The following is a 12697-nucleotide window of genomic DNA, read 5'->3' on the forward strand; positions in this document are numbered from 1 at the left end:
CTAGCGCTTGCCAATACTGCCAGTGGCAAAAACCCGCCTGGAACGCCCAGTTTTACTGACAACTGAGTCTAGCGGGTCAGAGCCAAATTTCTTACCTGAAGTTGGCGGCGTTGGCGATTGGGATGGAACGTTACCTCCGGCGTCTGGCAGAGGCAGCATCCGTTCTGCTTCCTCAATGCGATCGTACAAAGCGGCTGTAAGCTGGTCAAGACTTGCAAGTTGCACCCGACTCTCCAGCCGGAACCTGACCTCTGTATCCCAGAGAGCTTCGCTCTCGCTTTGCCGCTCCAAATCGGCTTTGGGAATGGGTATGGTCAGCGCGTAAGGAATTGACCCCTCGCCGCTGGAACTGTAGCCGGGGTTCGTAATTACACACCGTCCCTGGGGGAACCGCAAAATTTCGTCCACCGAAAACAGCGGCATTTTTTGAAGCGACTCGTTCCAACTAATAGATTGATTGCTTTGAGATTGGCCGCCCATTGAACGGCTAGTGGACTTGCTTTTGAGCAAAACTTCTTTTTCTCCGTAGCGTTCGGAGTATTTTTTTGCAGTATCAGTGTTACCCGGATTGAATAAAATATGAGTGCTGCAAGCAGAGGCGATCGCCGCCCCCATTTTCTCTCCGTACCCTTCGTACAGTTGCTCCAAACTCTGAATTCCTAGAATGAAACAAGCTCCATTCGAGCGATATTCGTTAATCCACTGCGGCATTCGGTCCAATCGAATGGAGGGAAATTCATCGAGTGAAATAACCAATGGGTCTTTCCGAGGGCGACTTAAGTTGGACACAACGAGGAGGTGAATCGCGGCTGCTAGCAGAGGCCCCACAACGGATCGCCGCTCGTCATCTAATTTGAAAATAATCATCTGTCGGCCTTCTATTTTCGTTGGGATGTCCGACTTTCCCAAAAATGCTCGCAACAGGTCAGCTTGGATAAAACTGCTGAACGTTCCGGCCGCCGTCGTCAGAATTCCTGAAATAGTTTTTTCTGCTTCCTTAGCGCTCAAAAATTGGTTGAAGCTGGTAGCGACCCACTCATCAATTTGACGGGATTGAACCGCATAGTCAATCCGCTTTACCAAATCTGGCAACCTCAAAATTGCATAGAGCATTGCCATGTCTGGATACCTAGAACCCTTGACTAATTGAAGGAGTGCTTTAGCCAATAAGTCTCCAGCTTTAGAGAAAAACTCATCACTTTTTCCATTGCCTGCACTCGCATTTCTATTAATAACCTGACCGATTTCCCCAGCCATGACCGAATCTTGAGGGGACTTCATAAAGTCGAGGGGATTAATGATGCCTGAATAAGGTTCTCCCGGTGCAAATACCGACACTTGGTAGCCATACCGCGCTGCCAGAGGTGCGTGGAGTTTGAGCTGATCTCCTTTCTTATCGTAGAGAATAATCGGAAATCCTTGCACCATTGCACTTTCTAGCGCCCTATCAATTGTAGAAAAAGTTTTACCCGACCCTGGTGCTCCAATTACTAAAGTTGACCGTTCTGCATGAGGGAGCCAAACAGTGGGAGGAGAACCAAAAGCTGTCTGAATAGTGGTAACAAAATCTTTAAGTTTTTTCCCCTTCCACCAATAGCGAGGACTGCCACACCAGAGCGTGACTTTATTATGCTTGCGTTCCTTAATTTGTTTCAAGGCAAGCTGAGTGGCTGCCATTTTTTCGGAAGTTCCGCACACTTTTCCAGTAGTAATTTTCCCCTTTCCATTCCCTAGAAACCGAGACAGTAAGAGGAGGAATATCAGCGCTCCTATTGTTAGATATCCATCCGGGTTATTGTATTGTTGGAAGAGACCGCCTAAGTCGATTGATGATAGGGGTGTGGGTTGCTGGGTTCTCCTCTGGGCTTGAGCGAGAACTGGAGTAGAGTTAGCCTGTGCTATCAAAAATTTAATCTCAAAATTCATAAGTATCTATCTGAATTCAATATTTTGTCTATCGCTCAATTAACTATGAACTCAGTTGTAGCTACAACTTAGTGTTTGCAGACAAGTAAGCTTAAATCAAAATTACTCAGTGTTAGTTCAGTCTTGGGAACGAGCAATTACAGCCAATAGTTCTAACTTTCGGTAGAAAACAACCAGCACTTGATATTATTTCTGCTAACGCAGTCAACAGGATAGGAAGCAAAATTATTGAAAGATATTTTTACCGTGAACAAGAAACAAAAAGAGTGGCTGTCAGAGCTTTTGAAGAGACACCCGGACTATGAAATTTTAAAACGCAGCACCATTAAACTAGGAAGAGGCGACATCTCGCTAACTTTAGAACGTACAGAATGGCTCTACATGGGAGCCGTTGAACTAAAATATTCAGGAGCCTATCTACCTGGATTAAAGTGGCATTATCTTAACGCCAGACTATCCAGAACGGGCAAATTGCTTTCCGACTTAACCTACAACTCTAAAGTCGTGTCTTACCCTCACTGTCCGGTGGCGCCTGACTGGTTGACAAAATCTAACTTAGAAGAGGTGAAAATTCAGGAAGGAGAACAGATGAATTTCCCCTTTCACGAAGCTGTATTGATGGTAAGCCAGCCCCCATTATTGAAAGGGAGTTTTTACCAAGCGAAGCGGTGGCATAGGCGCAAATCAGAACGATCGCCTGTAACAAACAGTCGCCGCACTCCAAAAACTTTCCAGCGCGAACTGCCATTTTTGAAACCAAAAGCCCTAGCTCCCGATACTAAATTTGTCCCCCTTGCTTGTATTGATGGCGGTTTCGTACAGGTTCCTGAATATCTAATAAAGTTGTTAGAAGAAGCGAATGCTAGTCTATCTGAACGAGCAGATGCAGCTTCTTTGTACGCGATCGCGGGTTTGAAAGGAGCCATCAACTTTGTAGAAGGACTGCCTCTACTGCGGACAATAGGAATAAACGCTTTACCGAGCGTCGATCGCGCCCAATATTGGCAGCGAGAAAATTAAAAAATTTGTGAGTGCTTGATTCTGATAATAGCGCAACTTCAGAAATTGTTGAAGCTGCGCGAGCGCTTTCACAATCGTTCTTTTTTTTGCACACTTAATTAGTCTTCCTCACGATTCGGTAGTTCTGTACTACCAGTTAATTTTTTTATGATTTTTAAATCTTTTTGACAAAATTACTAGGCTTAACTGTGCTACCTCTTACCCTTTTTAAAGGTAAGGCTACCGCCTTGCAGGAACTGCAATGTCACAAACTTTTAGAATGGTTAAAACCAATAGTAAAGCTAAAGCAAAAAGCTCAAATAACGCAGGAACGACTGAAAGCACAATCCCACTTCAGTCAGAAGACCTCGATTTTGAAATTGACCCCGAACTCCTAGAACCCGGTCACAATCAAGTAAGGCGACCAATTCTGCCCTATGGCATCGTCATCAACGAACAAGTGGCGGGAATATTAATTCCAGAGGATCAGCTAGAAAAAGCCAATTGGTTTGTCATGCCAACAGAAGAGGAAATGACTACAATTGGACTAACAGAAGATGTTACAGGCCTGCTGCTCTCTAAATGCCGCTTATGCGTGCTGGGATTTGTCCCTGAATACATTCGTTACAAGAATGACATTCCCGATCTAGGCGGTAGTGTTGTCGGGCTGTACGAAGAGTATAAAGCTCAACTCGATAAAAAGATAATGGATGTTGTTAGCGAACACGCTATTGTCTTCTTGGATGAAAACAATCGTCCCAGACACAGCACGCCTATTGTCGTCAGATTTAAGAATGTTGCGCTTTGGAGCTTTAAAGCAGCCAGAGACGAATTTTACCGTTTGTTGGAAAAAGCATTCGCCGACTATTTCCAAATTCCTTTCAGCGGGAAAACCGATAAATGGCGAAGCCTTGGTATCCTAGAGGTGGAATTCAAAGGAGTTAAAGAAGGTGAAGGCTCTAATAAGAGCTACTGTTGCAAAACTGTCAGCTATACCAAGCCAACTGCTGATAATTTCCCCTTTCTATATCTGGGACGGCCGCAGCATAAAAATGCGATTTGGGGGCTGCACGATATCATTGCCGGATTCACTGAAACTCCTGCATTACCAGGTACAGCCGAACCGCAAATTCAAGTGCTGCCACCCGCTGCTCGTAAAATAGAAAATGGAAAAAAGCAGACCGCCAATCATAAATCTCCTCGTAAAATTGCCGCTGAAGTAATAGAAGAAGAGGATGATTTCGACGATTTTGATGAAGAAGAGGAGTTCGACGATGATTTTGATGCGGAAGCAGATGACTAACAGCCTCGGTTAGTTACTTTTGAAAAAGTGCCTCATATCCAGTTAGGGAGCGAGGCATTTTTTTATTGGTGCGGAACAGGCGCTCGCTAACGAACAGCCAAGCTCAAATACTTTAAATTCGCCTATTCCATTTTATTGGGAAGATTAATCAAGGAACTGTTAGCTAACTGGTACTGGCTGCCGTTGAAGCAAAGAAACAACTGCCGAATACCATTTTGTGACGGCTGTTGTACTTGCAAGCAAGGCAAATCAGAGGTTTCTGATGGGTCACTTACTACTTGAAGTAGCGGTTTATTAGGTGGCAAGTTTTCGTTTAAATAACTAGCAAATACACGACGATAAGAAGGAACATTCTTTCTGAATAAATACCCAGCATATAAGCAACCTCCCGCCCCACAAACTCCAGGGCTGTTAAAATTAAAAATAACTAATCGACCTGCTTGTCCGTTTACAGCCCAAGCCAACACATTTGATGCTGAATTCTGGGGGTTAAGGTCAGAATTTTCGGCAACTATGCCTTGAACAGTTTCAACAGGGATGAGCCTAGTAGCAGGTGTCCAAGAAATCGTTGTAGCACTCGCGGTGCAACCAGCAGTTCCTAACATCACCGATAACAGCAAAAACAAGACCACTCCAAAACGGAACCACCGCCCAATAAATAAAAACGATGATACTCTGGGCTGAGAATTATTTAGGGAATTAGAAGCGGGGTTTGGGAGTTCCTTATGAAAAGGTTGAGAAAACAGTAATAAATTTTTATTTGCAGCTAGGATTGATGGCTCTCCTATGTGTTTTGAGCCTGAAGTTAGTTGTTGCTTTTTGCTAAACATTGCTTTAACCTCCGTGAATTCTTTCTATGTAGATCTCATACCAAATCGGTGATGAAAGACACCCGGCTGATTTACTAAATCTGGTTAGGAAAGACACCCGACATATTTACTAAATCCGGTGATGAAAGACACCTGGTCGATTTACTAAATCCGGTGATGAAAGACACCTGGCCGATTTACTAAATCCGCTTTAAGCAAAAGTTTAAATTTTGCTGGTAGCAGTCTTATTAAAGCGAACATATCTCACTTATATTTGCTGGTTTTACTAAGTGAAGGAACAGTAATACCAACCTGCTTAAATGCCCAAAGCTCTTCTTCCGAAAATCGCCAAGTGGGTTCTCCAAAATTCGGCTGCAAGGTAGAGCGGAACTTATCAATACTCCCTGCCTTGTTGATGGAGTAACGCAATTCTCCCAGAGCGATTTGCCTTGCTATCGGCAGCTTGACAGTGTGGCTGTAAGGATAAAAATCGTTTGTCGGGTTGGAATAAAGCAAGCTACACTGCTTCTCTTGGAGAGAAACCAATACAGAAAAAGGCACGGCATCTCCCTGCAAATAGGCATCGAACAAGCGATATTGAGTGCTGCCATCTGTTACTTCAGTTACAAACTCTGTCCTGAGAGTCCCTAGACCAACTGGAAGGCAAGCTGAAGGGAAATCAGCGTTCCGAGTCGGCTGGCTAAAAGCTGGGGGAGGGGTAAATAAACTGCTCAACAAATAAACCAAAAAAGCTGTTAGCAAGCCCCAGGTAAATTTCAACATAATTGTCCGTTTTTTCAAGGAAATCATGGTGCAGAACATCTCCGTTTAATTCAAATTCCTTCTTGAGATGGGTTAACAGCCGTTCCATTAATGCGGGTTTCAAAGTGCAAGCGAGGGTCTGCCGTTGTCCCAGTGCTGCCTAGTCCGCCTATGACCTGACCTTGAGAAACACGATCGCCAACTTTGAGTTTCACTGAACCTTCGCGCAGATGAGCATACCGAGTTGTGCGACCGTTGCCGTGTTCAATTTCGATCCAGTTGCCGTAGCCACCGCCGCAGTTCTTTAACCCTTCCTGGCAGTTAGACACCGCTGTCTTGACAACGCCGCCGCCAACAGCTTTTACCGGACTTCCCATTGAGCCGGCAATTCCAATGCCGTTATAGATTTTCCGCACCCCGGAAACCGGACGAGTTCGCATCCCAAAGCGGCTGGTTACAGGCCCATTCGCAGGCTTGATATACTGACTCGTGGATTGACCGCCGCCGGGGGCAGCACTCGCAGAATTAGAGGATTGCGCCGCACTGGAAGTCGGAACGCAAGCAGCATTCGACTGCGCGATCGCCCTACCTCCCTCTCGATAGCGCCTCAAAACATCCTGTCCGTAACTTGAGAGAGTTAAACGACCGAATGTATCGGTTGAAGAGCCGTCAACTTTGGAATAGTCGCCCCCGAAATGCTTTTGAGCTACTCGCTCAATCAGGCGATCGCCACTAAAAAAACTTCCAGTAGTAGGGTCTTTTTCTTGAGAGGTGGCATTCAGCTTAGAAGCGAGACTTTGAGCAAAAACAGCTTCTCGATCGGCAGGCGGAAAAAATTGAAAAAGTTCTGCTTGAGTGGGTTGATAACCGCGTCGCAGTTTGGCTAAAAATTGCGTACCCCCTGGTTTAGATGAAATTGAACTAGCAGCGTACTCGTCGTAGTTTATAAACTGGTACTTGCCCAACGGAACCCCGCAATTATTTCCGCCATCAACGCAAGCATTAACGCCGACATTCTCGTAAGAACCGCTGCTTTCAATACTGGCGATCGCTTCCGACAAAGCGGGAACATTGACTCCTTGAACATTGCCAACTGACACTGGCGCTGGTGCAGTGCTACCCGGAGGGCAAGGAACATTAATATTAGCTGCTGTAGCTACGCCTTTTGTAACAGGAGAAGATACTCCGCCGCGAACTGCCCCAGTTGGTACAGAGGAAGAGCCGCCAGAGGACGATTCCAGCGCCCCAACGAAAATGGGAGAATTAACCCGATAGGTGAAGAAAGGTACTGGGCCAATGAAATAGGGAGAGCAGCCACAAGGCGAACAAAATCGGAAGAATAAAGCCGTATCAACGGTATCCGTTCGCTCGTCCGGTTCCATGACCACTACCTTAAAAGCGCTGCCAAAAGGCAATCTTCCCGTCGGTTCCTTGCCGCCGTTGACACCTTTAAGACAGCCCGATCCGCCCTCGACTTTCTGGTACTTACCGCTAATCCATTGCTTGCCTTCCAGGGAACCCCGAGCGTTCCGACCCGAATTCTCCAGATCGTCTAGTTCGATATAAGCGCAATCATTTTCTTGGCAGTTAACTGAGAATCCCTGAACGTCGGAGCCTGATATCGTCTTAGTTCGCCGTCGCTCGGCGGGACCATAAACCGCATCAATTCTCATTACTAAATTGCCGAATTCTGCTATTGGATTGGGAAAGCTAGACAGAGGTAAAGCATTCAGCCCAGGTACGTCCTTAATTAAGGTCGTTTGCCAATCTGAAAACGCGCCAAGTTGAGCGCTGCTTAAGTTCGGAATCGAAGACATTGAATACTGAGAGAGGTCAATTTCTCCGAGTTTTAAATTACTTAATTGTGGATGGGAAATGAGGAGCTGCTCTAGAGTGCGATCGGCTACATTAATGCCAGCAGCTTTTGTTGCTAGCAGTCCAGCCACCGGCGCAATCTCTGCGACTTTAAATTGACCGAGAAGAGGGATAGCCTGAACTAACTGATTTAACGACTGCTTGGCAACTAAAGTAAATGCGCTTAAAGCTACGCTATCTAAATTCAGACCAGCTTGCTGCGTGACAAAACCAAACGATAGCAATTCTGGTTGCAAAGCTTGGCTGATATCGCCCAACATGATGTACTGGTCAGGAGTTTGTCCTGCTGTCCAACTTCGGCTCAAATCATAGCCAACTGCCTGCTTGTACTCTCCCGCTGAAAGGCTTCCCGATTGACTGATGGGTGGCATTTGAGAAAAAGAAATTTGTGTCCAATCTGGCAAGAGGGCGTTAACTGAAGTAGGATTTCCTTGCCTGTCCATCCCTGGTATTTCTAAAATTTTGGTTGGCATTTCAGTTGTATCAGCAGGGGTTCGTGCCATAGCAAATATTGGTTGCTCAAACAAAATGGAAACTATTAAGACTAGAGAGAATAACCATACTGATAATTGCCAGAATCTTGTTGATAATATTCTTCTCATGTTTGTGCAAAAAACTTTGGTTATTGGTTGAGGATACTGTAGAAAAGTTAAGCAATTAAGTGGGAAAAAGGAACCCACCGAACTTGATGAGGCTGCAATTGCGCTTCTTAAAATAAATAAAGCAGTCAACCGAGGCTTTACATGGAGCAGCCTCGGCGTAAAGCACTGCAGCTCTAAGTCATCGTCGCCGAAATGAGAAGTTTCATACAGGCGATTTGTAGCCTGCAATCTGAAGCACTACAGCTCTAAGTCACCGCCGTCGAAATGAGAAGTAGCTGTTTAATTTTGATAGGAATTAGCGTCATTTGCCCCTCCCTCAAAATAGGGGTTAGGGTTAGCAGCCGTCTCCGTCCACGGAGTATCTGCTAAATTCAAATCGCCTTCAAAAACGTTTTCTCGATAGCCATCAGCAAAGTAGTCTGGAACCCCGTAACCCTCAGTTTGCTGACTGCTATAACCGTTGCTTCGATATCCGTTAAGGGAGGACTCGCACGGGTTACTTTCATAGCCGCTAACAGCATAGCCATCAGCGCTGTAACCGGGTTCATTGCCATAGATATTGTTTGGCTCGTTCATAAATCCTGTAGCTACAAAGTAGTAAGAATCAACAATTCAGCATAGCTAGGGATAACGAGTGGGGGTTTCATCCGATAGTCGTAATTAAACTACCGCCTATCGGCGGATAGGCTACGGCGCCTTACTCTATCTGCAAACAACCAAGACCTACTGCTATTGCACGAAATAAAATATAGCGCTGGCATCGCTCTTAATTTCGCCCGCCTTCCATCCAGCAAGGTGGGTAAAAATTACTCAGAAATATAGAGGCGCGTATCTCTGCCGAATTGTTTGCCCAACAGACGGCGCAAATCCCTGTAACTGAATTCGCTACGCGATTTTTCTGACCTTCATTTGTCACATAATTATCCTTCAAAAAGATATGACTCAGCTAAATCTGTTAACGCCCGAATTACTTGAAGAAATTACCACTCATCCTGTAAAACCTCAGTCCGGCATTTTGGAAAAGCTGAAGCTATTAGCCCAGATAGGTATGCACCGCGACTTAATAGCCGTGCTACTGGAATTGACCGGAATTCCCCTTCCCCTTTTACGTTACTATGCAGGCCCATTAGTTTTACACAAAACCCCCTGGTCAGAAAGCATACCTGACTGGTTGAAAACGGCTTGCTTATCCGATAGGCTCGATTTGATTGTAGAGGAGTACAGCAACAGAAGTGTAGGGAATTACTGCACTTCCACAGAAGTCGTGGCTTATATGATGGGAGCTACATTTGAAGCTCCTCTGCACCACAGTTATTACAACGTCTATATGTGGGCAGCACAAGACACATTGACAAGACATAATCGGCTACCACATGGTTACAACTTGTCCGAATTAGCTGAATTCTCAGCGGTGAACTTTGACAGCATCCAAAATGATTATCACCATCTAGCTAGAGCAATTAGGAAAAGCGTTGTCCGCCATGCAGCATCCCAAGGCTGGGGCAAACGTAAATTGTCCCAAGATAAAAGCGCTGATGCAGATTTACCGACCGAAATGGTAACAGCTAAGTCACCAAAAGATAAGTCAAAAGTTGAAGGGCAATTGACTTTATTTTAACACGGAAAAAAAGGCAATCTTCGCCAATTATAGCCCGAATAGCAGCCAAATTAAAATGAAAGATACTTCATCGCTTGCAGAAATGCTATATGAGCGAATCCGAGAAGCTCCACCTTATTCCTGGTTTCCGTCTCCCCCAGAGCTAATTGAGCTTATGATTGAAGAAGCTCAATTTGTTTCAGGAATGTACGCCTTAGAACCAACAGCAGGAGACGGCTTATTAGCGGAGGCTATGGTTAGAGCGGGTGCAATTGTTGATGTAATTGAGATAAATCCCCTGCTACAACAACTCCTGTTCCAAAAAGGGTTCAATCTAGTTGGAAGTGACTTTTTAACAACTGAACCGCAGAGGCGATATAGCAGAATTTTGGCAAATCCGCCATTTTCAACGCCCCACATCAAAGGAGTTGATTTAGATATCATACAACGTGCTCATAACCTTTTTCTAGCCAATTCTGGACGGCTGGTAAGTGTTGTTAGCAATTCCATGAATGTCCGAGCCGATCCGCGATCGCAAGCATTTCGAGCCTTTCTTAAGCGCACGTCAGCCAAGTTAATCGAACTTCCCTTAGAAATCTTTTGGGGGAGCGGTCGCCCGGTTACTGTTGAGAGCTACCTAGTCGTAATAGACAAAAAGTAGACGATTGCTTCCCCACTATACCGTTTTATTAGTGGGGACAGCACAACTTACCTTTCAACAAATTACTATTAGTATTTTTCAAAATAAATATTGAGAATGTAACTGAGACTTCAATACCGAATATCTGCCCCAATATCTCTGCTAGTTCTATCAATTTTACGACTAAAACTATTACATTAAAACCCCTCTACTCCCATGAATAATTCCCCAGACTTCGCCCCAAATCCTATTGTGGAATACGAGCTGATTACAAACTTTTCCAGACTAAATGATGTTCTCTCGCCTTTAATAAAAGCTCGTGTTATAGCCATAGACACAGAAACCACCGGGCTAGATCCACTTACGGAACGCATCCGACTTATCCAAATAGCTGTCCCCCACCGCCCAGTGATAATTGTCGATCTAGCTGCTTTTGCCGATCGCGAATTATCGCCTTTAAAAGCACTTCTAAACAGCAGTGCGCTCAAAATATTTCAAAATGGTAAGTTCGACTGGCAGGTACTAGAAATAGCTGGACTTAGACCGTCTGGCCCATTTTTTGATGTCATGCTAGCGAGCCAGGTGTTGCAATCTGGACTCAAAAAAAACCACGATCTACAATCCCTCGCTCTTGAATTTTTAGGAATCAAACTTGACAAGAGCCTACAGTCGAGCAATTTCGGAGGTAAGCTATCAGCTTCTCAGTTAGAATACGCCGCTTTAGATGCTGCTGTCCTGCTGAAACTTAGAGCGCGACTCATCTCAAAACTTCGGAGTGCTGGGTTACTAGAAACCGCCCAAATTGAATTTGAAGCGATGCCTGCTGTAGCCCAAATGGAACTAAATGGAATGTTACTGGATGCAGAACAATGGCATTTGGTGGGGGAGGAACTGAAAGCTCAAAAACAGACTACGCTGGTGGAATTAGTAAAAGCCGGTCTCAAACCAGCCCCTAGCGCACAACTTTCCCTGTTTCCCGAGATGGTAGAAACTATAAATCCCCGCTCGTCTGTACAAGTTTTAAGCGCTCTCCATGCTCTCAACATTCCAATTAAGTCAACAAGCAAGAGCGAACTTATTCCTATAGCTCGCCAATATCCGGTTATCCAATTGTTACTGAATTATCGAAAATTAGCATCTTTGTGCTCAAATTTCGCTGAGGCATTACCGAAACATATTCACCAAATTACGGGGAGAATTCATCCCAGTTATCGGCAATGTGGTGCGCGTTCGGGACGCTTTAGTTGTAAGCAGCCAAACCTGCAAAATGTTCCCCGAAATTGTACGGTAAAGGGAATGCGTGCCTGCTTTATTGCTCCTCCCGGATATCAAATTATTAAAGCAGATTACAGCCAAATCGAGCTAAGGATTGTCGCTGAAATATGTGGCGATGCAAAAATGTTAGATGCCTATGTTAAAGGTGAAGATTTGCATACTTTAACGGCTTCTTTGATTACGGGAAAACTATTAGAGGAGGTAACGGCAGAGGATAGACGGATTGCTAAATCAGTTAATTTCGGATTAATTTATGGCATGGGTGCTGCTAAACTTCAAGCTTATGCTGAAGAAAAGTACGATGTTCTTTTAACTTTGGAGGAAGCTAAAGAGTTTAGAAAACGATTTTTCCAAGCTTATTCGGGAGTCAGAAGATGGCACGACAACATCAGGAGGACTGTGTACGTCAAAGATATCAAGCAAATTCGTACAATTGGGGGACGCAGAAGACGGTGGGCAAAGAAACCCAGGCTTTCAGAATTGCTAAATCACCCCGTTCAGGGAACTTCGGCTGATATGTTGAAAGTCGCGATCGCTCGTCTGTTTAAGCTCTTACCCAAGAGTGGAGCAAAGTTGATTGGTGTGGTACATGATGAGATTTTGTTAGAGTGTCCCAAGGCAACTTTAAAAAGAACCACTTGCCTTCTAAAAAAAGTGATGGTGGAAGCTGGGGAATTGTATTTGCAGCAAGTTCCAGTTGAAGTGGAAGTGAAAGTTTCTTCTTCTTGGGGTTGACAAGTGAGTTAGAAACCGATTTGCTTGAACAAACTCGGTTTCTTTTAACCTTAGTTAGCGGATTCCTAATTTATTTTTTGGAACGACCGAATATTAGATCCCACATTCCGCAGATGTGGGTCGGATTTTTTTATCAGTTGTGAAAACTTGGAAGCCAAACAATTTTGGGCTGAA

General features: G+C 44.7%; 10 protein-coding genes. 5 read left to right on the forward strand and 5 right to left on the reverse strand.

Going from position 1 to position 12697, the window contains the following annotated elements; genetic code table 11:
* Positions 1–1926, reverse strand: coding sequence for a type IV secretion system DNA-binding domain-containing protein (locus QUA83_RS03755; protein WP_333291618.1), 1926 nt, complete (start codon positions 1924–1926; stop codon positions 1–3).
* 246 nt (positions 1927–2172) lie between these two features.
* Here QUA83_RS03755 and QUA83_RS03760 point away from each other — a divergent pair, with 246 nt between their 5' ends.
* On the forward strand, positions 2173–2946 hold the full coding sequence (locus QUA83_RS03760; protein ID WP_333291620.1) for a hypothetical protein: 774 nt from the start codon (positions 2173–2175) through the stop codon (positions 2944–2946).
* A gap of 241 nt (positions 2947–3187) precedes the next feature.
* Positions 3188–4228: a DUF5895 domain-containing protein gene (locus QUA83_RS03765; protein ID WP_333291622.1), complete on the forward strand. Its 1041-nt coding sequence runs from the start codon at positions 3188–3190 to the stop codon at positions 4226–4228.
* Between the two features lie 122 nt (positions 4229–4350).
* Here QUA83_RS03765 and QUA83_RS03770 read toward each other — a convergent pair whose 3' ends face one another.
* The 4 genes from QUA83_RS03770 to QUA83_RS03785 all read right to left on the reverse strand — a co-directional run bounded on the left by QUA83_RS03770 (position 4351) and on the right by QUA83_RS03785 (position 8852).
* Positions 4351–5058 (reverse strand): hypothetical protein, encoded by a 708-nt coding sequence (locus QUA83_RS03770; protein WP_333291623.1) that lies wholly within the window; start codon positions 5056–5058, stop codon positions 4351–4353.
* Between the two features lie 243 nt (positions 5059–5301).
* Complete coding sequence (locus tag QUA83_RS03775; protein WP_333291625.1) at positions 5302–5820, reverse strand: hypothetical protein; 519 nt, start codon at positions 5818–5820, stop codon at positions 5302–5304.
* Between the two features lie 50 nt (positions 5821–5870).
* Positions 5871–8177, reverse strand: coding sequence for a M23 family metallopeptidase (locus QUA83_RS03780; protein ID WP_333291626.1), 2307 nt, complete (start codon positions 8175–8177; stop codon positions 5871–5873).
* Between the two features lie 378 nt (positions 8178–8555).
* Entirely contained in the window at positions 8556–8852 is a 297-nt protein-coding gene (locus tag QUA83_RS03785) for a hypothetical protein (protein ID WP_333291628.1), read from the reverse strand.
* A 361-nt stretch (positions 8853–9213) separates the two neighbouring features.
* Between QUA83_RS03785 and QUA83_RS03790 the strand changes: the two genes are divergently transcribed.
* The 3 genes from QUA83_RS03790 to QUA83_RS03800 all read left to right on the forward strand — a co-directional run bounded on the left by QUA83_RS03790 (position 9214) and on the right by QUA83_RS03800 (position 12523).
* Positions 9214–9894, forward strand: coding sequence for a hypothetical protein (locus tag QUA83_RS03790; protein WP_333291630.1), 681 nt, complete (start codon positions 9214–9216; stop codon positions 9892–9894).
* 55 nt (positions 9895–9949) lie between these two features.
* Positions 9950–10534 (forward strand): class I SAM-dependent methyltransferase, encoded by a 585-nt coding sequence (locus QUA83_RS03795; protein ID WP_333291631.1) that lies wholly within the window; start codon positions 9950–9952, stop codon positions 10532–10534.
* Between the two features lie 195 nt (positions 10535–10729).
* The gene (locus tag QUA83_RS03800) at positions 10730–12523 is read left to right on the forward strand and encodes a bifunctional 3'-5' exonuclease/DNA polymerase (RefSeq protein ID WP_333291633.1); all 1794 of its coding nucleotides are present in this window, start codon (positions 10730–10732) and stop codon (positions 12521–12523) included.
* Positions 12524–12697 lie beyond the last annotated feature (174 nt).

The sequence above is a fragment of the Microcoleus sp. K1-B1 genome, from assembly GCF_036704705.1.
Taxonomy (GTDB): Bacteria; Cyanobacteriota; Cyanobacteriia; order Cyanobacteriales; family Microcoleaceae; genus Microcoleus.